This window comes from Roseibium sp. RKSG952, from assembly GCF_009711355.1.
The window spans coordinates 160,202-182,262 of the sequence record NZ_SMMF01000960.1 but is presented as its reverse complement, the minus strand read 5'-3'; the positions used below and the strand labels follow the sequence as shown (position 1 = coordinate 182,262).

Sequence of the window (22,061 nt, the reverse complement as noted above, 5' to 3'; positions counted from 1 at the left end):
ATGAGACATCCGTCTCTCATCAGAGTAGCATATCGTCAAATCGCAAATCTCAATCGCACGATAACGACAGGTTATCACCGTAAAGACGTCACCACAGCGCGCAAAGCCTCGACAGTTGGCAATTCCGGATCCCGCGTCAGCGTGGCCAGACAAATTGGTTTACTTACAACAGGATCGACCAGAGGCAGCACCTTCGTCCCCTTCAGATCGCCCAGCGCACGAACCAGTACACGGGGTACAACAGTTGCCGCCAACCCTTCGCGCGCCATGACCATAGACGCTGTAAATCCGCTGGTTTCGGCAACAACATCGGGATGCAGCCCCTGATCAGCAAAGATTCGATCGAGAATGCGCCGGTTCTGCATCTGAGGCTCTAGCAGGCTCAACGGAAACTCGGCCACACGCGCCCAGGGAACCGGCCCGGTTTCATCTGTCATATGCGTCGGTACGAGCAATACGTACGTCTCTTCGTAGAGCGGCTGCACCTGACGAAGATCAGTCCCAATACTGTCTCCATAGGTCACGCCTGCATCCAGACTCCCCTCGTCCAACCGATGCTGGATGGCAGAAGCGGACATCGTCTCGATGCGCGTCACAATACGCGGGTGCGCCTGCCGCAATCGCTTGGTGAGCCGTCCGGTAAATGCAATTGCAGTTGGGATCACACCGAGGATCAGAGTACCAGTAATCTCGCCCTTTGCAGCCAGCACCTGCTGTTCCAGCGCCTTGGTATCATCCAGTATACGACGTGCCCGCTGGACGATCATCTCGCCTTCCTCAGTCAGACCCTGAAACCGATTGGCGCGACGGACGATGGAGACGCCCAGCCGATCCTCAAGGTTGCGAATGCGCATGGAAAAGGCAGGCTGCGATATCCCGCACTCCTCGGCCGCCTTGGCAAAGTGTCGATGCCGCGCCAAAGCGCTGAGCAATTGCAAATCGCGGATTTCGATCATTCGGCGTTGTCCCAAATCTGACCAGATGCACAGTAACGCGTTTGCGACGCGGTGAAAGCTATAGTTGTAGTCCGACTATGAAGTTGGGCTGTGAAATGCGCTTTCTTCTTTCACGAACAGCGCGCTATCGTGAAACAGAGTCGAGATGATGGGCGGAGGATTTCAATGGTGAGACAGCAAATCGGCTTGGTCGCGCATATCTGGATACTGACAGTATCGCTTGTATTTTCGGCAGTAGGAGGTGCCATGGCACAGGAGAACGACATTTCAACAGCAAAAAACCTGTCCCGACAGGTCCTCGAAATGTGGGCCGCAGATTCCACGATTGATGAATCGATATTCGCTGATGGCTATCAGAACCATCAGGCCCCCTTGGCTACCGGAGGCACCGGCAGCATCGACCTGACCACCTGGGTCAGTATTGTCGAAGAGAACCATAAGGCCTTTCCAGACCTGAAGGTTGAGATTTTGGGGCAAACCGCCGAAGGCGACCGCGTATCCACCCACTGGCGCTTTTACGGAACTCAGAATGGCACTTATCTCGGGCTGCCCGCTACTGGGCGGTCGGTTGACTGGACCGGCATTCAGATCGACCGGTTTGCTAATGGCCAGATAGCAGAAAGCTGGGTTGTGTGGGATTTCTTCACGCAGCGACAGCAGCTTGGTTTGGAAATCTAAGAGCCACGAATACAATGCGCCCGGCCTGCCAGTAGGCCGGGCAATTCAGCACTAATCAGGTGTTAAACAGGAAGTGCATCACATCGCCATCCTTGACGATGTAGCCCTTACCTTCGGCGCGCATCTTGCCAGCCTCTTTCGCACCCTGCTCACCGTTTGCGGCGATGTAGTCGTCATAGGCGATGGTCTCGGCGCGGATGAAACCCTTTTCGAAGTCACCGTGAATCACACCCGCCGCCTGCGGTGCAGCGGTACCGGTACGGATGGTCCAGGCGCGGGCCTCTTTGGGGCCAACGGTGAAATAGGTTTCCAGTTTCAGCAAGTCATAACCGGCGCGGATCAGACGATCGAGACCGGGCTCTTCCAGACCCATCTCCTCAAGGAACATCTGCGCCTCGTCATCTTCCAACAGGCTGATCTCTTCTTCGATCTTGGCGCTGATGATGACGTGAGAGTTGCCTTGTGCCGCAGCCATCTCGGCAACCTTGGTAGAATACTCGTTGCCGTCTGCTGCTTCCTCTTCGGAAACGTTGCAGACGTAGAGGACCGGTTTGGTGGTCAGCAGCTGCAACATTTTCCAGGCCTTGGCGTCTTCGTCCGACACTTCGACCAGACGCGCGGGCTTGCCGTTTTCCAGCATCGCTTGCGCTTCGGCCAGCAGACGGTCCTGTTGCTGGGCCTCTTTGTCGTTGCCCTTCAGCTTACGCACCAGATTGGCGCGGCGCTTTTCGATGCTTTCCAGATCGGCCAGCATCAGTTCGGTCTCGATCGTGTCGGCATCGGCCACGGGATCGACGCGGCCGTCCACGTGGGTTACGTCGCCGTCTTCGAAGCAACGCAAGACGTGGGCAATGGCGTCGGTTTCGCGGATGTTAGCCAGAAACTGGTTGCCCAGCCCCTCGCCCTTGGACGCACCCTTCACAAGGCCCGCAATATCCACGAATGTCATCCGGGTCGGGATGATCTGTTTTGAGCTGGCAATGGCCGCCAGTTTATCCAGACGATCATCGGGCACAGCCACATCACCCACATTGGGTTCGATGGTGCAGAACGGGAAGTTCGCCGCCTGTGCGGCTGCGGTTTTGGTCAACGCATTGAAGAGGGTCGACTTGCCTACATTCGGCAAACCCACGATTCCCATTTTAAAGCCCATAACGGTCTCCTGAAGCCATTCGACGGCTGCTTCTATGCAGGTCAGCATCGATGCGCAAGCCAGACAAACGACCTGCAGAACTAGGATCAATTGGCAACATCACAAAATTGTTGTCGCCCTGCGCAGTTGCGCACATTGAAATTTGATCCCTAGGATGACCACCTAACGATTTGCGAACAAACAATTAGCGAAGCCCCATCATGAGATCTTTACTCGTTTCTGTTGCGATTTTGGCCGCTGCATCGGCGGCGCAGGCCCAGTCGTTAATCTTTGGCGCCGGATATGCGGACTACTCCGACAGCCAATCAGTTGATCAGGCGATTTTCTCGCTTGAGTATCAGCACAGGCCCTTTCACCAAGCCACCCGCTTCAGCGCCACATGGGGCGGTGCGCTTTCGGTCGACAAGGACGGCGATACACATGTCGGTGTTGGCCTGATCGGAATCTATACCTTTGCTGACCGCTGGTTCCTCGAAGGCAGCGTCATGCCCGGTTACTATGACGAGTCAAACGCTCTGAATGATCTGGGTGGCAGCTTTCAGATCCGCAGCCTGTTCGGCGTCGGTTATACACTGAACAGCGGCAACAAGATTTCGATGGCTATTACCCATAAATCAAACGCCAGCACGCAGGATGATAACCCGGGCGTCAACTCACTTCTGGTTCGGTATCACTACGGCTTCTGACTTATCCGATCAGGAGCGGGATTGATTTTCGGGCAAAGTTTCTGCACATCAGGTCGAAACCTGATCGCAAGGACATCCGATGACCCGTATCGACGCCAAGTTTGCCGCCCTGAAAGCCGAAGGGAAAAAAGCCTTTGTCGCCTATGTCATGGCAGGGGATCCCGACTATGAAACCTCTCTTGAGGTGGTCAAAGGTCTTCCCGGCGCGGGTGTGGATGTAATTGAGCTGGGTCTGCCCTTCACCGACCCGATGGCGGACGGACCGACAATTCAGGCTGCCGGACAGCGGGCGCTGGACAGCGGCATGACCCTGCAGCGTACGCTGGATCTGGCAAAGGCGTTTCGGGAAACCGATGACACCACGCCGATTGTTCTTATGGGGTATTACAACCCGATCTACAGCCGTGGCGTCGATAAGTTTCTGGTCGACGCAAAAGATGCAGGCATCGACGGGCTGATCGTTGTGGATCTGCCGCCCGAAGAAGATGAAGAGCTGTGCCTGCCTGCTCAGGCCGCAGGCCTGAACTTTATCCGTCTGGCCACTCCGACCACCGATGACAAGCGCCTGCCACGCGTTCTGCAGAACACCTCGGGCTTTGTTTATTACGTATCTATCACCGGGATCACGGGCGCAGCCGAAGCGCAAGCAACTGATGTCGGACCGGAAGTCGCACGCATCAAAGCAGCAACCGATCTGCCAGTAATTGTCGGGTTCGGGATCAACACGCCAGAGAAGTCCCGCAATATCGCAAGTGTATCTGACGGCGCAGTCGTGGGTTCTGCAATCGTCAGCCAGATTGGCGCGGGCAAACCCGTTGGCGAAGTGCTTGAGTTTGTAAAATCGCTTTCAGATGGTGCACACAGCGCCTGATACAAAGCTAAACAGTTCAAATCGATTAACCGCCGCAGAACCCAATTCTGCGGCGGTTTTTTGTTGAATTGCAATGACTGAATACTGCGACAAGCTAGATCATTGCGATCGCACCCCTGAATTGGTAAGAAAACCTAACCAAAACTCCCCGAGGTCTGATTTTATGCCCGTTATCACCAACATCGAAGACCTGAAGCGTATCTACGAACGCCGTGTGCCTCGCATGTTCTACGACTATGCTGAAAGCGGCAGCTGGACCGAACAGACATTTCGTGAGAACAGCTCGGATTTCGAAGATATCCGCCTGCGCCAACGGGTCGCCGTTGATATGGCAGGCCGATCAACAGCGTCGCAAATGATTGGTCAGGATGTATCGATGCCCGTGGCCCTGGCACCTGTGGGCCTGACCGGCATGCAGCACGCAGATGGGGAAATGAAAGCCGCAAAAGCAGCTGAGGAATTCGGCGTTCCGTTCACGTTGTCCACCATGTCGATCAACTCGATCGAAGATGTGGCGGAACACACCAGCGCACCGTTCTGGTTCCAGCTCTACACAATGAAAGACGAGGATTATGTCAGCCGCCTGATCCAGCGCGCCAAGGATGCAAAATGTTCTGCGCTGGTGATTACGCTGGATCTGCAGATTCTTGGCCAACGCCACAAAGACCTTAAAAACGGATTGTCCGCTCCACCAAAGCTGACTGCGAAGACCATCGCCAACCTGATGACCAAATGGGCATGGGGTATCGAGATGATAGGGGCCAAGCGACGTGAATTCGGCAATATCGTCGGTCACGTCGAAGGCATTTCAGACGCATCTTCGCTGGGTGCCTGGACTGCTGAACAGTTTGATCCAAGCCTCGATTGGAACAAGATCGAAAAGCTGATGGAGCAATGGGGTGGCAAGGTCATCCTCAAAGGCATTCTGGATGCCGAAGATGCCAAAATGGCAGCCAAACTTGGCGCAGACGCGATTGTCGTCTCCAACCATGGCGGTCGGCAGTTGGACGGCGCGCTGAGTTCGATCCGCATGCTGCCCCAGATCATGGACGCTGTAGGCGGTGACGTTGAAGTACATCTCGACAGCGGCATACGCTCTGGACAGGACGTCCTCAAGGCTCTCGCTCTGGGGGCCAAGGGCACCTATATCGGGCGCGCCTTTGTTTATGGGCTTGGCGCGATGGGGCAAAAAGGCGTGACCACAGCGCTGGAGGTTATCCAGAAAGAGCTGGATACCACCATGGCGCTCTGCGGAGAGCGGAATGTCAGCGATCTGGGGCGCCACAATCTGCTTGTCCCCGAAGACTTTGAAGGTCGCTGGCAGGAATAATGTAGCCCACTCTTGGTCGGCACGCTTCAGTTTCAGGAACGGATGTGCCGACCTGCGCGCTGCCCTGCCAACAGTCGCGCCCATAATGGAACAAGCACTGCAGCGACAATAAACATCACCGCGGCGATTACATAAAACGAAACCCGCAATCCGAAACCTTCTGCCACGTAGCCCATCAAGACTGGCCCTAGGAAAAACGCCGCATAGCCCAGAGCTGCGGCTTGCGAAATCGCAGCCAATCGCAAATGCCCCGGCACTGCCTGACCGACAAGGCCCAGGGCCAAGGGGCCTACAACAGAAACTCCCAGCCCGCCCAGCAAGAAACCCGCATAGGCGACTGGAATATCTGGCGCGATCCCTGACAGCGCCAATCCAGACCCAGCAATACACGAGGCGATTATCATCGTTCGTATTGGCGGCCAACCGGCCCCGATCACGTGACCACCAAGCCGACCGACAGCCATACCTGCGGCCAGAAGCGCCGGGCCCATCGCACCCTCGGCGGGGCCACCACCCAATGTGCGCTCCACATGCAGGGCCGACCACCCTTCCGAAGCGGCCTCACCCAGAAATGCGGACAACACAACCAATCCACCGACCCAGACAAGCCCATAGGGCATACCTTTCGCTTCGGCAGGGTCATCATCATGCTCTTGACGATCTGGCAGTTTCATCCAGATCGCGAGGATCGCGATCGCCAACGCGGTCCCAGTGAATATCATCACCGGCCCTAATCCAGCGCCTCGCGCTGCACCTACGCAAACAGCGGCGAAGGCATAGAATAACGAAAAGCATCCGTGATTCAGGTTCATCAGGCTCCGACCTGTCTCAGCCTCAGCCTCGCTGACCTCGGCGTTGGCCAACACGTCCGCCACACCTGACCCACCCGCGGCAAGGAACAGCGCAAGGCCCAGAACGAACGGCCCATGTGCCATTCCGACCAGCACAAAGCCACTTGCCATCACGAAGGCACCGGCGATCATCGCCCATGCCCCCAACACCCGATAGACCAGAGGGGCCAGCCACATCGCCATCAAGGCCCCTGTCGACCCCATAAGAACCAGGGTTCCCCAGAACCCATCGCTTACGTCCACCTGCGCCTTGATCACAGGCATCTGGGCCGAGAAACTTGCCCAGCCCAACCCAATCACGACAAAACCGGCCAGCGCCCGTCGTGACGCGTACAGATCGTCCTTAATTCGCATATGCTACCGCTGACACAGCCAATTGCGCTCGTCCAGCCAAAACCATAGCATTTTAGGCCTTTTCAACCTCGTCAATCCGGTTTAAACGGCAGCCTTCACGCGGGCATACAGCCTTGGAGGATGCCCGCCCTAACATTGGAGAATTATCATGGCTGGAGAGATTCCTGATCTCGTAGCTCTGGAACGGACGGGGACAGGCAAGGGCGCCGCTCGTCAGGCACGCCGCGACGGCATGGTTCCGGGCATTGTTTTTGGTGGTGACAAAGAGCCGCTGCCGATCCAGATCCCGTTCAACGTCCTGTTCAAGCGCCTGAAAGCAGGCCGGTTCAAGTCGACCCTGTGGAACCTGAAAGTCGAAGGCCACGAAGACGTTCGCGTCATCTGCCGCGACGTTCAGCGTGACGTTGTCAAAGACCTGCCGACCCACCTGGACCTGATGCGCCTGCGTCGTACCACCAAGATCGCGCTGTTCATCCCCGTTGAGTTCATCAACGAAGATGCAGCTCCCGGCATCAAGAAGGGTGGCGTTCTGACCGTTGTCCGCCCGGAAGTCGAACTGATGTGCACCGCAGGTGACATTCCTGAGAAGATCGTTGTCGACGTGACCGGAATGAATATCAACGACGTTGTCACCATTTCGTCGGTTGACCTGCCCGCAGGCACCAAGCCGACCATCGACCGTGACTTCGTGATCGCGAACGTTTCGGCACCGACCGGTCTGTCGACCAGCGACGACGAAGAAGGTGATGAAGCAGAAGTGGCCGCAGACGAAGTAGAAGTCGTCGGTCAGGAAGCTGAAGAATAAGTTCAGTTTCGACTGTTCTGATTTTGAAACGGGGTTCCATCGGAGCCTCGTTTTCGTTTTGCAAAATGCGAATTTTAGAATTTGAAGGCAAACTATGCTAGGCTCGTCGCCAGTGACCTCAGTTCAGGGTCACTTGCCAGCGATCAGTTCAACGGAGCCTGCAATGATGACCAAGCGTTACAGATTTTCAGCAACCTTGATTTCAACGATTGGCGGAATTGCTTGCAGCTGCGCAGCGTACGCGCAGGTACAGGACACTTTGCCCAGCAAGGACGATGTCGCTGAACGGTTCACTTCGGATCATTTCTCACCCTATGCGGGCCGAAATTTCCCGACGCAGCCTCTGTGGGGTGATACCCATCTCCACACTGAAGTATCTGTAGACGCTGGAACGATGACGCGGCTAAGTCAGGAAGATGCCTTCCGCTTTGCGCATGGTCACGAGGTCACCACGACGCACGGGCTTCAGGCGAAACTGTCACGACCGCTGGATTGGCTGGTCATCTCGGATCACGCCGAGATGTACGGATTGATGCCGCAGTTGCTTGGAGGCGATCAGAATGTCCTGTCCACGCCACAGGGCAAAGCCTGGTACGATGCGCTGACCAGCAACGATTCCGATCTGGTCTTTGCGACCGCAATGGAAATTGTCGCCTCACTGTCAGGTGATGAACCGCCGATAGATAACCCCAGAGCGATCAAGGATGCCTGGCAAAACTATACGGCGCTCGCAGATCACTATAACGAGCCGGGCGTATTTACAGCGCTGATCGGGTACGAATGGACGTCCGAGGGTGGAGACAACATCCACCGCAACGTGATCTTCAGGGATGGCGCGACCATGGCCAATCAGGTGCTGCCGTTCTCGCAATTCGACAGCAAAAACCCCGAAGATCTCTGGGCGCATCTGGCTGACTACGAAGATCGAACCGGTGGCGATGTTTTAGCAATTCCGCATAACGGCAACCTGTCCAATGGGCGGCTGTTTTCAGTGTCGAATTTCGACGGAACCCCGCTGACAGAAGAAAACGCGCGTTTGCGTGCCCGGTTCGAACCGGTCATCGAAACAACCCAGATCAAAGGTGACAGTGAGGCGCATCCATTCCTGAGCCCAGACGACGAGTTCGCTGATTTCGACACCTGGGATGCGTCGAACCTGAACGGTACCGAGGCCAAAACTCAGGACATGCTGCAGTACGAATACTCTCGCGAGGCCTACAAAACCGGGCTGATGCTGGAAGAGCAGCTGGGCATCAATCCCTACAAGGTCGGTCAGATTGGCTCGACCGATGCACATACGGGTATGGCTGCTGTGGAAGAAGAAAACTTCTTTGGCAAGCATTCCGGCGTTGAACCTGAACCAAACCGGTGGGAGCATCTGGTGATCGAGGCGCCGGACCCCGAGTTCTCGATTTATGGATGGAAACAGGCCTCAGGAGGCTACGCGGCGGTTTGGGCCGTAGAAAACACGCGTGAAGCTATCTTTGATGCGCTGGAGCGGCGCGAAGTCTACGGCACTACCGGCTCTCGCATCCTTGTACGGTTCTTCGGAGGCTGGGACTTTGCCGAAGAGGATGCGCTGTCCCGACTGCCGGCCGATATCGGCTATGCCAAGGGTGTTCCGATGGGATCGGACCTGCCAAAAAACCCAAGTGACGGTGCGCCAAACTTCCTGATTGCAGCGCTGAAAGACCCCTACAGCGGGAACCTTGACCGCGTTCAGGTCATCAAAGGTTGGTTGAACGCCGACGGGACGCGCGGCGAAAAGGTCTATGACGTGGCGTGGGGTGGTGATCGCACACCCGGAGCAGACGGCAAGCTGCCCTCGGTCGGCAACACCGTCGACGTGGAAAACGCCACTTGGACCAACACAATAGGTGCACCAGAACTGATCACGTATTGGCAGGATCCCGACTTCGATCCGTCGCAACGGGCGTTCTACTACGTCCGCGTCATCGAAATACCGACACCGCGCTGGACGGCTTACGAGGCCAAACGGTTCAACGTTCAGATGGATTCGAACGTGCCGATGACGACGACCGAACGCGCCTATACTTCGCCAATCTGGTACACGCCCGAAGGCTGAGACCCCTGCTTTGCACCCTGCCCGGGCTGGATTTCCGATCCAATTCGGGGCATGAGGGCGCAAAGCGAACAAGGAAGTGCGGAGCAGAGCCATGAAACTGTTTGTCGGACTGGGAAATCCGGGTCAGAAGTATGCCCGGAACCGGCACAATATCGGCTTCATGGCGCTGGACAGGATAGCCGACGATCATGGGTTCGGCCCGTGGAAATCCAAGTTTCAGGCCGAAATTTCCGAGGGTCGGTTGGGCACTGAGAAAGTGCTGCTTATCAAGCCGCAAACCTTCATGAATCGCTCGGGCCAGTCCGTGGGCGAAGCGACGAGGTTTTACAAACTCGACTCGACCGATGTGACTGTATTTCACGACGAACTCGATCTGGCACCGGGCAAGGTGCGTGTTAAAGCCGGTGGTGGCCATGCGGGCCACAATGGGCTGCGCTCGATCCATGATCACATCGGTGCCGCTTATGATCGGGTGCGTTTGGGTATCGGACATCCGGGGCGCAAAGAAATGGTCTCACCCTATGTCCTGAGCGATTTTGCCAAATCTGACGCGGACTGGCTGGACGATGTTTTGCGCGGCGTTTCGGATGGCGCGGGTCAGCTGGCCGATGGTGAAGGCGGTAAATTCATGAACGCAGTTGCCTTGCGAACAGCCCCCGCTCGTTCTTCAAAGTCACCAGCCAAACCTCAGCCAGCGGCAAAAGCCGTGGCAGAGCCGGAACCAAAACCTGATAATCGCTCGGCAATGCAAAAGCTGTTGGACAAGTTTAAATAATCTGACCACAGGTTTCCGTAACGTATCAATTGCGGAACGGGTCACGTCACGCTCCAATGTCGCCCATATAGGGAGGCGACAGATGCGAACATTTTTTAAGTGGCTGCTGCGTATTGTATTGGTCTTTGTACTGGCAGCAGTTGTTGTAGGGATCTGGAAACGTGAAGAGATTCAGCGGCTGATGGCCGTGAACTCTTTGTTCTCCGAGGACAAGATCGTTCACAATTTTTCGCATATGAACGAGGCCTTTCTGACAATTGATCTGCCCCGTGGGGATGGACCGACCTCGGAGCTCCCTTACGGAAGCGGATTCGACCTGCCCGAGGGGACGGATCAATGGATCGAAGATCGCGCGGTCACCTCGTTGCTGGTGATGCAGGACGGTCAGATCCGGTTCGAAGAGTATTACCTTGGGACCGGGGCTGATGACCGAAGGATTTCGTGGTCGGTCGCCAAAAGCTATCTGTCGGCATTGTTTGGCATTCTGATGGAAGAAGGCGCCATCGCTTCGCTGGATGACCCGGTGACCAAGTATGCGCCTAAACTTGAAGGCAGTGCCTATCAGGACGCAACGATCCGAAACGTCCTGAACATGGCCAGCGGTGTGACCTTCGATGAAGACTATCTGGACTACAACTCAGACATCAACCGGATGGGCCGTGTCGTTGCCCTTGGTGGAGAGCTGGATGATTTCGCAGCTTCGCTGGAAGAAAGCTTCACGACACCTGGAGAGACCTGGCAATACGTCTCAATCGACACCCATGTGATCGGCATGGTGATCCGCGGGGCCACAGGCCGCAGCGTATCCGAGTTGATGACAGAGAAAATCGTGCAACCTTTGGGGCTGGAACGCGATGGATATTACATCACTGACGGGGCCGGCGTTGCCTTTGTCCTGGGGGGGCTGAACTTCACCACCCGTGATTTCGCGCGTTTCGGCCAGATGATCCTGCAAAATGGGGTGCATGATGGTCAGCAATTGGTGCCTGCTGATTGGATCGCGGAATCCACCCAGCCCAGTGCACCGACTGCTCAGGGGAAAATCGGATATGGTTACCAATGGTGGATCCCGCTTGGCGCGCATGAAGGTGAGTTTCTGGCGCGTGGTGTCTATGGCCAATATATCTACTTCGATCAGCCGCGCGGCGTCCTGATAGTGTCGACTGGTGCGGATCGAAAGTTCCGTGAGCCCGGCATCAACGAGCAAAATATCGAAATGTTCCGCAAGATCGCTCAAAGCCTGTAAGGTGCTCTCATGCAAAAGCAAGACAGCATCAATGTGCTGGGGGGCGTACTGGCCCCCTGTTCACGCGACCCACTGACCGGGTTCTTTCGTGATGGCGCCTGCAATACCTGCCCCGAGGATCAGGGCAGCCACACGGTTTGCGCTGTTATGACAGCCGAGTTTCTGGCCTATTCCAAGTATGTCGGTAATGACCTGAGCACTCCTCGGCCCGAGTTCGATTTTTCCGGCCTCAAACCCGGTGATAGCTGGTGCCTGTGCGCCGGCCGATTCCTCCAAGCCCATGACGAAGGATGCGCCCCAAAAGTCCATATGGAGGCGACCCACCAGAGGGCTCTGGAGATCGTACCCCTGAATATTCTGCGGCAACATGCCGTGCAGACGGGTTGATCACGACGTATTACTCCACCCCTATCAAAAGGCGAGCCAGACCATCGTTAAGCCAGCGCTGCACCACAAACGAATGAGGTAAGCTATGAGCTTTATCGCGATGAACCGGTTCAAAGTCCGGCTGGGTAGTGAAACAGATTTCGAAACAGTCTGGAAATCACGTCAGAGCCGGCTGAACGAACTGCCCGGCTTCCGGGAATTTCGACTGCTGAAAGGGCCGGAAGGGGATGGATATCGCCTGTATTCAAGCCATGTGATCTGGGATCGGCGCGAGGATTTCGAAGCCTGGACCAAGTCTGAGCAATTTCGCGATGCCCATAAGAATGCAGGGAACAGCAACACCCAGTCTGCGTTGATGGGGCCGCCGCAGTTCGAAGGGTTTGAAACCGTCCTGCAAGAGGGTTAACACCCAGCCGCATGAGTTATAGCGGGCAGCATCACTTCCTAGCTGCCCCTATTGCCAATGAACTGGCAAGCAGCCATGCGATCTACAGCCTTCCGAAACGCGCCACTGACTCCGTTTTGGGTCAGACTGCTTGAGCCCTATATCCACGCGATGTACGCGATGGAGGACCGGCTGGAAAACAGTGTTCAGCCGTCAGCTGCCATCCCGCCTTCTCCAACATTTCCGCCACCGCTTCTGGACGGTAAGACCGATGCCGCCACTGAAACCAGATGATGGCATTGCACCAATGAGGTTTGCTGACCACCAGCCACAGTGTGGCGCCCGGCTCTGCCAGATTTCGCATCTGTCGCAGTGCAGCCACGGGGTTAGTGCAATGCTCCAGAACATGTGCCGCCATGACACAGTCAAAAGGCTTGCTGGCCTGAAAATCCTCTAGCCTGGAATGCGATGTGTTGGCGTCAATGCCACGGGCAGACAAAGCATGTTTGGCTTGCTGAAGCATCTTCACCGACGGCTCCAGCAGTGTGATGCGCCCCTTGGGCTGCACGACTGCGCGCGCTTCGGCAAACGCTCCGGTTCCGCATCCGACGTCCAGCGCATTACCACCCATTTCCATGGATGGATCCGCTGAAAGAAACCCCAGATAGGCATCAAAGTAGCCAAGCAAACGCATCTTGTCCGCCCAGCCAGGGGCGGCAGCGTCGTATTTCTGATCGAGCTGCTTTGTACTTATTGGTGAGGACAGGTTGCGCATAAGCGCAACCTGACACAATTCGGTTAGGGCGAACAGTCTTCGCGCAGGCTCAGTCCGCGTCGCGACCTTCGGTATCGGACATGTCAAAGCCCAGGTGCTTGGCGACGGTGAAGATGTCTTTGTCACCCCGGCCACACATGTTCATGCAGATGATGTGATCCTTGGGCAGATCAGGTGCAATCTTCATCACATGAGCCAAAGCGTGGCTGGGTTCGAGCGCCGGAATGATACCTTCGGTCGCGCAGCACAGCTGGAACGCCTCAAGCGCCTCTTTGTCGGTGATCGATACATACTGCGCACGACCCACTTCATGCAGCCACGAATGCTCCGGGCCGATACCCGGATAGTCCAGGCCTGCTGAAATCGAATAGCCCTCGAGGATCTGACCATCATCATCCTGCAGCAAATAGGTGCGATTGCCGTGCAGAACGCCCGGGCGGCCACCTGTCAGCGACGCACAATGCTCCATCTTTTCGTTCACACCGCGACCACCTGCCTCGACGCCGATGATGTTGACCTCTTTATCGTCGAGGAACGGGAAGAACAGGCCCATCGCGTTCGAACCACCGCCGATCGCGGCAATGATGGTGTCGGGCAGACGGCCTTCGGCCTTCTGCATCTGTTGCTTGGCTTCTTTACCGATGATCGACTGGAAGTCGCGAACCATCGCGGGATAGGGATGCGGGCCAGCCACGGTGCCGATGCAATAAAACGTGTCACGAACATTGGTTACCCAGTCGCGCAACGCGTCATTCATCGCGTCTTTCAGCGTGCCTCGACCAGATGTCACCGGCACGACCTCGGCCCCTAGCAGACGCATACGGAACACGTTCGGGGCCTGACGTTGAACGTCATGTGCACCCATGTAGACTACGCATTTCAGGCCAAACTTGGCACAGACAGTGGCCGTTGCCACGCCGTGCTGGCCTGCACCGGTCTCAGCGATAATCCGGGTCTTACCCATACGGCGCGCCAGAATGATCTGGCCCAGTACGTTGTTGATCTTGTGAGCACCAGTGTGGTTCAGCTCATCCCGCTTCATATAGACTTTGGCGCCGCCCAGATGCTCGGTCAGGCGTTCAGCGTAATACAGCGGCGACGGGCGACCGACGTAATTCGCCCAGAGATCATCCATCTCGGCCCAGAATGTCGGATCATCCTTGGCTTTCTCGTATTCTTCTTCCAGCGACAGGATCAGTGGCATCAGCGTTTCGCTGACAAACCGTCCGCCGAAGATGCCAAAACGGCCCTGCTCATCAGGACCGGACATGAAGGAGTTGAAAAGATCATTGGCCATGGGTGTCTCCATCGTCGTGCCCGTTGTTCATAGGAGGTGGCGGCAGGATTTGCCATGGCAAAACGCATCATTTCGCGGCTAGACCCCGCTCACTCCAGATACGCAAGGCCTGCTCTTGAGACGGCACGGCGATACAGGAGAAATGACAAAACCTGTAAGTGCTGGCCAGACGCGTTGTCACCTGCAGCACCCGGCGATGGGGACCAGACTGTGAAAAGGTCAGCATGGCCTCGATATCCTGCCAGACACTGTAAGAAAAATAGAGCCCGTTATGGGGGAAGACCGAGGCATGAAGGCAAAGCGCATCGCCCCTTGCCTGTTGCAACGCACGACCTGCACGCCAAAAGAACTCGGGCGCGTTGTACCAGTGTTTTAAGGAAACTCCACCAATCGCAGCCAGCATCACTAATCCTCCCCGACCAGTGATACGCAGCATGGTATTGGTCAGATCACTTTGCCGCGTCGATGAAGTCTCTGATACGGATCGGATCCTTGATCCCCGGTGCGCTTTCAACACCTGAAGAGACATCAACCTGTCGCGCCCCGGTCATGCGGATCGCTTCGGCCACGTTATCGGACGTCAGACCACCAGCAAGCATCCAAGGTCGGCTCCAGTACTTTCGCCCGGCCAGCAAACGCCAGTCAAAAGCCAGCCCATTGCCACCCGGCAACTCTGAATGCCTCGGTGGTTTGGCGTCGATCAACAATTGATCCGCGACCTCGGAATAAAGGTCTATGGCAGCCAGATCTTCTGCCTCGGCCACCCCTACAGCTTTCATCACCGGCAGACCAAATCGGTCCCGGACTTCGGAAACGCGATCCGGGCTTTCCTTGCCATGCAGTTGCAGCATGTCCAGCGGAACGGTCGCCAAAATCTGGTCCAAGTCCTCATCTGTCGCGTTTACGGTGAGCGCGACTTTTGCAACCCCGGCCGGAACCAGATGTGCAAGCTCTGCCGCTTTGGAGATCTCCAGATGTCGGGGAGACTTGGGAAAGAACACAAACCCAACATAACGTGCACCAGCATCAGCTGCAGCGCGCACGTGTTCCGGTGCGGTCAATCCGCAGATCTTTACGCTCACATTGTCCGACATCAGAGGGCCTCAGCTTGCCTCGTCCAGTAGGGCGAGAACATCATCCTGTCCCTGATTCTGCTTTTTCTTGAGCTTCTTGACCTCACGCTCAAGCTTGCGCACTTCGCTGGTTTTGGCGGTGGCGTCGCGACGATGCTTATGTTCGCGCAGCCATTCCCAAAGAAATCCGATCACCAATCCGGCAACCACGCCCCCCAGCACCACCAAAAACAGCGGCAGAGAGGTGGATGGATTAAAGCCTAATAGCTCGGACAGAGCATCGGGCATCAGTTTCAGTTCAACTATCTGGCGATTGGCCAGTGAAACCGAAACCAGAACGATCCCGAGGATCGCGAGAAAAGCATAGCGAATGTAGCGCATCATGAGATCACGCTTTACCGTTCAAACGGTCCCGTAGCAACTTACCTGTTTTGAAAAACGGTACACATTTTTCCTCGACCTGCACAGTTTCGCCGGTTCTTGGGTTGCGGCCCACCCGGGCATCCCGCTTTTTCACGGAAAATGCGCCAAAGCCGCGCAGTTCAACCCGATCACCGCGCGCCATTGCATCGGTTACTTCCTCGAAAACGGTATTCACGATCCGCTCGACATCGCGCTGATAAAGATGCGGGTTCTCGTCGGCGATTTTCTGAATCAGTTCTGAACGGATCATGCGTGCTACCCTCCCAGGTCACCGTGTTACGTCGTCTACTGGTCTGGTCAGTATAGGAAAAAACGCCGTGGGGGGGAACGTAAACTCTGTGTGTCCGGGTCCCCTTTTTTGGGAAACTTCGATAATTTTTGGGGTTGAACCCCGGTTTGGACACTTAATGCGTGTACATATTCAAATTCAACGCTGGAATTTGGAACACATTGATTCGCAACAAAAACGGCCCCGCACCATGGTGCGAGGCCGTAATTTCACTTTGGGATGTGCCCCGGATTAGTCGCCGGATTTCAGCGCTGCACCCAGGATATCGCCCAGCGACGCGCCCGAGTCGGAAGAACCGTACTGTTCCACGGCCTCTTTCTCTTCGGCGATCTCGCGTGCCTTGATCGACAGGCCCAGACGACGGGTCTTGCTGTCGACATTGGTGACGCGAACGTCGACCTTGTCACCGACCGAGAAACGCTCGGGGCGCTGTTCGGCACGGTCACGCGACAGGTCCGAACGACGGATGAAAGACTTCATGCCTTCGTATTCGACCTCGATGCCGCCATCTTCGATCGCGGTGACTTCAACGGTGATGACCGAGCCACGCTTCACGCCGCCCACGGCTTCGGCGAACTTGTCACCGCCCAGGGCTTTGATCGACAGCGAGATACGCTCTTTCTCGACGTCAACTTCCGAGACAACGGCCGAAACCATGTCGCCTTTGCGGTAGTTCTGGATCGCATCCTCGCCACGCTCGTCCCAGGACAGGTCCGACAGGTGAACCATACCGTCGATGTCGCCTTCGAGGCCAATGAACAGACCGAATTCGGTGATGTTCTTGACTTCGCCTTCGACCTCGGTGCCCTCGGGGTGTGTTTCTGCAAACACTTCCCATGGGTTGCGCTGAGTCTGCTTCAGGCCTAGAGACACGCGACGCTTGGCGCCGTCGATTTCCAGAACCATGACGTCGACTTCCTGGCTGGTCGAAACGATCTTGCCGGGGTGGACGTTTTTCTTGGTCCAGGACATCTCGGACACGTGCACCAGACCTTCGACACCGGCTTCCAGCTCGACGAACGCACCGTAGTCGGTGATGTTGGTGACGCGACCCTGATGGACCGAGCCCAGCGGGTATTTCGCAGCAACCAGATCCCACGGATCTTCCTGCAGCTGCTTCATGCCCAGGCTGATGCGGTGGGTCTCTTTGTTAATCTTGATGACCTGAACCTTGATGGTTTCGCCGATCGTCAGGATCTCGGACGGGTGGTTCACACGGCGCCATGCCATGTCGGTAACGTGCAGCAGGCCGTCAACGCCGCCCAGGTCAACGAATGCACCGTACTCAGTGATGTTCTTGACAACACCCTCGACGGTCTGACCTTCGGACAGGTTGCCGATAACTTCGGCACGCTGTTCGGCACGCGATTCTTCCAGGATTGCGCGACGCGAAACAACGATGTTGCCACGGCGGCGGTCCATTTTCAGGATCTGGAACGGCTGCTTCAGACCCATCAGAGGGCCAGCGTCGCGCACGGGGCGAACGTCAACCTGCGAGCCGGGCAGGAACGCAACTGCGCCACCCAGATCGACAGTGAAACCACCTTTGACGCGGCCAAAGATTGCACCTTCGACGCGCTGGTCGTCGGCATATGCTTTTTCCAGACGGTCCCATGCCTCTTCACGGCGGGCCATCTCGCGCGAGATGACGGCTTCGCCACGGGCGTTTTCTGCGGCGCGCAGGTAAACTTCTACCTCGTCACCAACAGCAATTTCAGGGGCTTCGCCGGGATTTGCGAATTCTTTCAGATCAACGCGGCCTTCCATTTTGTAGCCTACGTCGATGATGGCTTGGCCGGCTTCGATCGCCAGAACCTTGCCTTTGACAACAGAACCCTCTTCGGGTGTGTCCATTTCGAAGCTTTCATTCAGGAGGGCTTCGAATTCCTCCATGGATGCGTTAGCCATGTGGCGTCATATTCCTTTACAGTACGTTTTTGCTGGCCGAGCGGTTGTCTCCGCCGGTCTTGTTTCATGATGTCTTCAGGCGTGATCCGGTGCGCCGCTGAGCAAACAAACACAAAGGGCCGAGGTTACCCGGCCCTGCTCAGAAACGTCATCCGGACGTTGACCGCCCTTGTATCGACAGCGCGCGTATAGGCGGATTCCCCGGCAGGTGCAAGAGCAAAGCCCTGTTATGCAAGGCCCGGGGCATCTCTGGCGTTATCCTGCCGATCAGCCTGATCACCCCTTGGGAGCCCAAATTCGCGCATCCCGCTGAAACTAGGATTGCGCGATCGCGTTCAGGCAGACTGTCCAAACCGGCCGTTTCCGGTGAGGAATGTCGCGTTTCGAAAAGCACAAGGCAGCTGCAAAACGCATCTTTGCCAAAAGCGGAGGACCTTATGAGCCAGCAACCCAACTTTCTTGTGATCATTTCAGACGAACACCGTAAAGACGCCATGGGCTGCGCCGGCCATCCGATAGTCAAAACACCAAATCTGGACGCTCTGGCCGCACGAGGCACTATGTTCGACTCCGCCTACACGCCCTCGCCCATGTGCGTCCCCACGCGGGCGGCACTCGCGACTGGTGACTGGGTTCACAAGACAGGAAACTGGGATAGCGCAACGCCCTATACCGGACAGCCGCGGAGCTGGATGCGCCAGCTGAGGGACGCCGGACGAGAGGTGGTTTCGATCGGAAAGCTGCACTTCCGGTCCGCCGAGGACGACAACGGTTTCTCGCAGGAAATCCTGCCGATGCACGTAGTTGGCGGTGTCGGCTGGGCGGTCGGTCTGCTTCGTGAAAACCCACCTGAATACGATTCGGCCGCGGAACTTGCGGGCGATGTAGGCGTAGGCTCCAGCACATATACCGACTATGATCTGGATATCACTGCGGCGTCCGAGACCTGGCTCAATGATCCGGCGCGACAAGACCAACCTTGGGCCGCCTTCGTGTCCTTGGTCAGTCCGCATTATCCCCTGACCTGCCCCAAGGAATGGTACGATCTCTATGATCCGGCCAAAATGGATCTGCCGGTCGGCTACGGTGAAGGGCTGCCCAATCATGAGGAGCTGCGCAACATCGCATCGTTCTTCAACTACAACGACTACTTTGATGAGCAGAAGATGCGAGAGGCGAAGGCAGCCTACTACGGCCTGACCTCCCTGATGGATGATTGCGTTGGGCGCATCCTAAAAGCCCTGTCCGATAGTGGTCAGGCAGACAATACCGTTGTGGTCTATGTGTCAGATCATGGTGACATGATGGGCGATCAGGGTTTCTGGACCAAGCAGGTCATGTACGAGGCCAGCGCCGGTGTTCCGATGATTGCGGCTGGCCCGGGCATCCCGGCGGGGCGACGGGTTACGACATGTACCAACCTGACGGACATAGCCGCCACCGCCCGCGATGTCTGCGGCGTAAAAGATGACGATGGAAACGCCAATCAACCCGGCACCTCTCTGGTTGGATTGGCCAACGCGCCGGACGATGCTGACCGAACCGGGTTCAGCGAATATCATGATGGCGGATCAAAAACCGGCAGCTTCATGGTGCGATGGGGCAATTGGAAATACGTATATTACGTAGGCCACCCGCCGCAGTTGTTCGATCTGGCATCTGATCCGCATGAACAGGTCAATCGCGCGCTGGATCGGGTGAATGATCCACAGGTTCAGGCGGCACTGATTGAAGGTGAACGGCGCCTACGCGAAATCTGCGACCCCGAAGAGGTCAACGCCCGCGCCTTTGCAGATCAGCGCAAGAAGATCGAGGAGCTGGGCGGCGAAGAAGCCTGCCGCACTGCATTCGTGTTCAATCACACCCCGACTCCGTCCGAACAGGACAAGCTGCGCGAAGGACCCGCGCTCTAGCTCAGCTCTTTCAGCCTCTTCTGTGCGGTCCCTTGATCAGCGCGCGGTGCAGGCGACACCTGTCACCGCCGCTAAACAAGTGGATTGCTAAGAACCTCTAGAACAGTTGCAGATCCTTTTCGCCACTTTGAATCTCTGCGAAGTTGGGCATGTTCTGGATCGCAACAGGTGCCGGTGCTGCGCCCGGCATTGCCACTGTCGGCTGCATTGCGGCCGCCATACCAAAGGCTGGCTGCTCTAGCTCTCCGCGTATATCGCGCAGCAGCGTTTTGTGGTCCGGCATCATTTTGAGTATCTGAGCAAGGTCCGCTTTCGCAGTCTTCATGCCCTGATACCAAATCGGTTTCTTCAACGGCCGCAGACGGTCCCGGATACCGGGACCATAGCCCGTATCATAGACCTGTTTGCCCAGAAGAACGGTCTGATAAACACGGCTGTCAAAGAGCGTGGCAAACTCGATATCGTGGTCCATGGGCAAACGGTGTTGCCACAGTTCCAAGTTCTCGGCCAACCGGTCCGGCAGTTTCATCTCGGTGCGCGCGTCGATCCAGTATTGGTCATCCGTGCGGTTGCCTAATCGATAATGCAGACAGATAAACTCCAGAACCTCATTATACAGCTTGTCCATCTGCCGGTTATATCTGTCCCGCAGCGACGGCTCGATATCCCGGGTTGGCAGGTGCTCGGCAAACCAGCGCACCGCGTGATCGATCATATGGATCGCGGTGCTCTCCAGCGGCTCGATAAACCCGCCGGACAGACCGACCGCCACACAGTTCTTGACCCAGGCATTGCGCACACGCCCGACGCGCATCGGGATCACGCGCGGCGTCGCACCCTTGCCGCTGTCGCCCAGCCATTCGAGGTATTCATCTGCCGCCTGATCATCCGTTCGATGCGCGGATGAGAACACATAGCCTGTGCCCACACGGTTGTAGAGAGGCACCCGCCATGTCCAGCCTGCGCCAAGCGCGGTAGAACGCGTGAGGCTTTCGATCTTATCTGGATCAGGATGCTCGATCTGCAACGCCATGGCGCGATCGTTGGGCAGATAATCCGAGTAATCCATGAACGGCTCGCCAAGGGCCTGATTGATAATCAGCCCGCGGAACCCGGTGCAATCCACAACCATCTCGATGTCGTGACGGCCTTTGCGTTCTAACATCAGATGGCTGACATTGCCCTGCTCATCCAGCTCAACCGCCTGCACTTCATCCTGAATATGCTCCACACCGCGCTTGGTGCAGACCTTGGTGAGCATGCCGGCAAATTTAACAGCGTCCAGATGATAGGCATAACCAAACCGCTGTTCAAACTCAGGCTGGCCCAACTGCCGTGCACCTTTGCACATGCGGCCCAGATGATCGTGGGGCGAGATTGATTGTGTAAAATCCCGGTCCCCGTTGCCAAAGCGCAGGAAATACTCGGCAGCCTCCAACCCTTCTACCATCTGGCCGTGGGCAAAGGGGTTCACATAGTCGATGCGATTACCCTTGGGGTCCTTGTTCCAGTTGCAAAACTTCACACCCAGCTTGAACGACGCGTTGGTCTCGCGGAAAAAGTCCCGCTCTGAAATGCCCGCCTGACGGATTGTGACCGGCATTCGTGGCACCGTAGCCTCGCCGACACCCACAGTAGAGATATTGGGGCTTTCGATCAGGCAGATACGCGGACGGTCCTTTTCTGCTGAGGTGCGAGAAAACACCATGTCCAAGATTAGCGCGGTCATCCATCCCGCTGTGCCACCACCAACGATGGTGATCTTGCGCAAACGATTATTCATATTTTTTGTCCCTGTTGGCTTGAGGGATTTTGTAGCC

At 56.5% G+C, this 22,061-nt stretch carries 22 protein-coding genes; 11 read left to right on the top strand and 11 right to left on the bottom strand.

Annotation, left to right across the window (positions count from 1 at the left end):
* Nucleotides 1–74: 74 nt before the first annotated feature.
* Entirely contained in the window at nucleotides 75–956 is an 882-nt protein-coding gene (locus E1297_RS42120; protein WP_155148986.1) for a LysR family transcriptional regulator, read from the bottom strand.
* 165 nt (nucleotides 957–1,121) lie between these two features.
* Here E1297_RS42120 and E1297_RS42115 point away from each other — a divergent pair, with 165 nt between their 5' ends.
* Nucleotides 1,122–1,634 (top strand): ester cyclase, encoded by a 513-nt coding sequence (locus E1297_RS42115; protein WP_155148984.1) that lies wholly within the window; start codon nucleotides 1,122–1,124, stop codon nucleotides 1,632–1,634.
* A gap of 55 nt (nucleotides 1,635–1,689) precedes the next feature.
* On the opposite strand, the gene ychF is transcribed toward E1297_RS42115, so the two are convergent.
* A complete protein-coding gene (gene ychF, locus E1297_RS42110; RefSeq protein ID WP_155148982.1) occupies nucleotides 1,690–2,787 on the bottom strand; it encodes a redox-regulated ATPase YchF in 1,098 nt (365 codons plus the stop codon).
* 200 nt (nucleotides 2,788–2,987) lie between these two features.
* Here ychF and E1297_RS42105 point away from each other — a divergent pair, with 200 nt between their 5' ends.
* The 3 genes from E1297_RS42105 (at nucleotide 2,988) to E1297_RS42095 (ending at nucleotide 5,674) form a co-directional block, all read left to right on the top strand.
* A complete protein-coding gene (locus tag E1297_RS42105; protein WP_155148980.1) occupies nucleotides 2,988–3,473 on the top strand; it encodes an acyloxyacyl hydrolase in 486 nt (161 codons plus the stop codon).
* 79 nt (nucleotides 3,474–3,552) lie between these two features.
* The gene (gene trpA / locus E1297_RS42100; RefSeq protein WP_155148978.1) at nucleotides 3,553–4,344 is read left to right on the top strand and encodes a tryptophan synthase subunit alpha; all 792 of its coding nucleotides are present in this window, start codon (nucleotides 3,553–3,555) and stop codon (nucleotides 4,342–4,344) included.
* Between the two features lie 163 nt (nucleotides 4,345–4,507).
* Complete coding sequence (locus E1297_RS42095) at nucleotides 4,508–5,674, top strand: alpha-hydroxy acid oxidase (protein ID WP_155148976.1); 1,167 nt, start codon at nucleotides 4,508–4,510, stop codon at nucleotides 5,672–5,674.
* Between the two features lie 32 nt (nucleotides 5,675–5,706).
* Here E1297_RS42095 and E1297_RS42090 read toward each other — a convergent pair whose 3' ends face one another.
* The gene (locus tag E1297_RS42090) at nucleotides 5,707–6,879 is read right to left on the bottom strand and encodes an MFS transporter (protein WP_155148974.1); all 1,173 of its coding nucleotides are present in this window, start codon (nucleotides 6,877–6,879) and stop codon (nucleotides 5,707–5,709) included.
* Between the two features lie 148 nt (nucleotides 6,880–7,027).
* Between E1297_RS42090 and E1297_RS42085 the strand changes: the two genes are divergently transcribed.
* The 6 genes from E1297_RS42085 (at nucleotide 7,028) to E1297_RS42060 (ending at nucleotide 12,584) form a co-directional block, all read left to right on the top strand.
* The gene (locus E1297_RS42085) at nucleotides 7,028–7,684 is read left to right on the top strand and encodes a 50S ribosomal protein L25/general stress protein Ctc (protein WP_155148972.1); all 657 of its coding nucleotides are present in this window, start codon (nucleotides 7,028–7,030) and stop codon (nucleotides 7,682–7,684) included.
* A gap of 163 nt (nucleotides 7,685–7,847) precedes the next feature.
* Nucleotides 7,848–9,770 (top strand): DUF3604 domain-containing protein, encoded by a 1,923-nt coding sequence (locus E1297_RS42080; RefSeq protein WP_244328082.1) that lies wholly within the window; start codon nucleotides 7,848–7,850, stop codon nucleotides 9,768–9,770.
* Nucleotides 9,771–9,861: 91 nt separating this feature from the next.
* Complete coding sequence (pth, locus tag E1297_RS42075; protein WP_155148970.1) at nucleotides 9,862–10,545, top strand: aminoacyl-tRNA hydrolase; 684 nt, start codon at nucleotides 9,862–9,864, stop codon at nucleotides 10,543–10,545.
* Nucleotides 10,546–10,627: 82 nt separating this feature from the next.
* Complete coding sequence (locus E1297_RS42070; RefSeq protein WP_155148968.1) at nucleotides 10,628–11,791, top strand: serine hydrolase; 1,164 nt, start codon at nucleotides 10,628–10,630, stop codon at nucleotides 11,789–11,791.
* Nucleotides 11,792–11,800: 9 nt separating this feature from the next.
* Nucleotides 11,801–12,178 (top strand): DUF2237 family protein, encoded by a 378-nt coding sequence (locus E1297_RS42065; protein ID WP_155148966.1) that lies wholly within the window; start codon nucleotides 11,801–11,803, stop codon nucleotides 12,176–12,178.
* Nucleotides 12,179–12,263: 85 nt separating this feature from the next.
* Complete coding sequence (locus E1297_RS42060) at nucleotides 12,264–12,584, top strand: antibiotic biosynthesis monooxygenase (RefSeq protein WP_155148963.1); 321 nt, start codon at nucleotides 12,264–12,266, stop codon at nucleotides 12,582–12,584.
* 121 nt (nucleotides 12,585–12,705) lie between these two features.
* On the opposite strand, the gene E1297_RS42055 is transcribed toward E1297_RS42060, so the two are convergent.
* The 7 genes from E1297_RS42055 to rpsA form a co-directional block, all read right to left on the bottom strand.
* Nucleotides 12,706–13,338 (bottom strand): class I SAM-dependent methyltransferase, encoded by a 633-nt coding sequence (locus E1297_RS42055; protein WP_209016320.1) that lies wholly within the window; start codon nucleotides 13,336–13,338, stop codon nucleotides 12,706–12,708.
* A gap of 49 nt (nucleotides 13,339–13,387) precedes the next feature.
* A complete protein-coding gene (gene trpB / locus E1297_RS42050) occupies nucleotides 13,388–14,635 on the bottom strand; it encodes a tryptophan synthase subunit beta (RefSeq protein WP_155148961.1) in 1,248 nt (415 codons plus the stop codon).
* A gap of 67 nt (nucleotides 14,636–14,702) precedes the next feature.
* Nucleotides 14,703–15,038 carry a hypothetical protein gene (locus tag E1297_RS42045; RefSeq protein ID WP_155148959.1) on the bottom strand — a complete coding sequence of 112 codons (336 nt, stop codon included), beginning with the start codon at nucleotides 15,036–15,038 and terminating at the stop codon, nucleotides 14,703–14,705.
* 46 nt (nucleotides 15,039–15,084) lie between these two features.
* Nucleotides 15,085–15,729 (bottom strand): phosphoribosylanthranilate isomerase, encoded by a 645-nt coding sequence (locus E1297_RS42040; RefSeq protein ID WP_155148957.1) that lies wholly within the window; start codon nucleotides 15,727–15,729, stop codon nucleotides 15,085–15,087.
* A gap of 9 nt (nucleotides 15,730–15,738) precedes the next feature.
* The gene (locus tag E1297_RS42035) at nucleotides 15,739–16,092 is read right to left on the bottom strand and encodes a lipopolysaccharide assembly protein LapA domain-containing protein (protein WP_155148955.1); all 354 of its coding nucleotides are present in this window, start codon (nucleotides 16,090–16,092) and stop codon (nucleotides 15,739–15,741) included.
* Between the two features lie 4 nt (nucleotides 16,093–16,096).
* Complete coding sequence (ihfB, locus tag E1297_RS42030) at nucleotides 16,097–16,381, bottom strand: integration host factor subunit beta (protein WP_050603110.1); 285 nt, start codon at nucleotides 16,379–16,381, stop codon at nucleotides 16,097–16,099.
* 270 nt (nucleotides 16,382–16,651) lie between these two features.
* A complete protein-coding gene (rpsA, locus tag E1297_RS42025; protein WP_039532111.1) occupies nucleotides 16,652–18,328 on the bottom strand; it encodes a 30S ribosomal protein S1 in 1,677 nt (558 codons plus the stop codon).
* A gap of 437 nt (nucleotides 18,329–18,765) precedes the next feature.
* On the opposite strand from rpsA, the gene E1297_RS42020 reads away from it, so the two are divergent.
* A complete protein-coding gene (locus E1297_RS42020; RefSeq protein WP_155148953.1) occupies nucleotides 18,766–20,241 on the top strand; it encodes a sulfatase-like hydrolase/transferase in 1,476 nt (491 codons plus the stop codon).
* Nucleotides 20,242–20,338: 97 nt separating this feature from the next.
* Here the strand turns inward: E1297_RS42020 and E1297_RS42015 are convergent, their stop codons facing one another.
* Nucleotides 20,339–22,024: a tryptophan halogenase family protein gene (locus E1297_RS42015; protein WP_155148951.1), complete on the bottom strand. Its 1,686-nt coding sequence runs from the start codon at nucleotides 22,022–22,024 to the stop codon at nucleotides 20,339–20,341.
* Nucleotides 22,025–22,061: the final 37 nt, after the last annotated feature.

Bases quoted from the DNA above. Each gene is read 5' to 3' on its own strand.
- E1297_RS42040 (WP_155148957.1), bottom strand. From the start codon at position 15,729: ATGTCGGACAATGTGAGCGTAAAGATCTGCGGATTGACCGCACCGGAA.
- E1297_RS42095 (WP_155148976.1), top strand. From the start codon at position 4,508: ATGCCCGTTATCACCAACATCGAAGACCTGAAGCGTATCTACGAACGC.
- E1297_RS42015 (WP_155148951.1), bottom strand. From the start codon at position 22,024: ATGAATAATCGTTTGCGCAAGATCACCATCGTTGGTGGTGGCACAGCG.
- E1297_RS42090 (WP_155148974.1), bottom strand. From the start codon at position 6,879: ATGCGAATTAAGGACGATCTGTACGCGTCACGACGGGCGCTGGCCGGT.
- E1297_RS42120 (WP_155148986.1), bottom strand. From the start codon at position 956: ATGATCGAAATCCGCGATTTGCAATTGCTCAGCGCTTTGGCGCGGCAT.
- E1297_RS42065 (WP_155148966.1), top strand. From the start codon at position 11,801: ATGCAAAAGCAAGACAGCATCAATGTGCTGGGGGGCGTACTGGCCCCC.
- E1297_RS42020 (WP_155148953.1), top strand. From the start codon at position 18,766: ATGAGCCAGCAACCCAACTTTCTTGTGATCATTTCAGACGAACACCGT.
- pth (WP_155148970.1), top strand. From the start codon at position 9,862: ATGAAACTGTTTGTCGGACTGGGAAATCCGGGTCAGAAGTATGCCCGG.
- E1297_RS42080 (WP_244328082.1), top strand. From the start codon at position 7,848: ATGATGACCAAGCGTTACAGATTTTCAGCAACCTTGATTTCAACGATT.
- trpB (WP_155148961.1), bottom strand. From the start codon at position 14,635: ATGGCCAATGATCTTTTCAACTCCTTCATGTCCGGTCCTGATGAGCAG.
- rpsA (WP_039532111.1), bottom strand. From the start codon at position 18,328: ATGGCTAACGCATCCATGGAGGAATTCGAAGCCCTCCTGAATGAAAGC.
- trpA (WP_155148978.1), top strand. From the start codon at position 3,553: ATGACCCGTATCGACGCCAAGTTTGCCGCCCTGAAAGCCGAAGGGAAA.
- E1297_RS42045 (WP_155148959.1), bottom strand. From the start codon at position 15,038: ATGCTGGCTGCGATTGGTGGAGTTTCCTTAAAACACTGGTACAACGCG.
- E1297_RS42085 (WP_155148972.1), top strand. From the start codon at position 7,028: ATGGCTGGAGAGATTCCTGATCTCGTAGCTCTGGAACGGACGGGGACA.
- ychF (WP_155148982.1), bottom strand. From the start codon at position 2,787: ATGGGCTTTAAAATGGGAATCGTGGGTTTGCCGAATGTAGGCAAGTCG.
- E1297_RS42115 (WP_155148984.1), top strand. From the start codon at position 1,122: ATGGTGAGACAGCAAATCGGCTTGGTCGCGCATATCTGGATACTGACA.
- E1297_RS42055 (WP_209016320.1), bottom strand. From the start codon at position 13,338: ATGCGCAACCTGTCCTCACCAATAAGTACAAAGCAGCTCGATCAGAAA.
- E1297_RS42060 (WP_155148963.1), top strand. From the start codon at position 12,264: ATGAGCTTTATCGCGATGAACCGGTTCAAAGTCCGGCTGGGTAGTGAA.
- ihfB (WP_050603110.1), bottom strand. From the start codon at position 16,381: ATGATCCGTTCAGAACTGATTCAGAAAATCGCCGACGAGAACCCGCAT.
- E1297_RS42105 (WP_155148980.1), top strand. From the start codon at position 2,988: ATGAGATCTTTACTCGTTTCTGTTGCGATTTTGGCCGCTGCATCGGCG.
- E1297_RS42035 (WP_155148955.1), bottom strand. From the start codon at position 16,092: ATGATGCGCTACATTCGCTATGCTTTTCTCGCGATCCTCGGGATCGTT.
- E1297_RS42070 (WP_155148968.1), top strand. From the start codon at position 10,628: ATGCGAACATTTTTTAAGTGGCTGCTGCGTATTGTATTGGTCTTTGTA.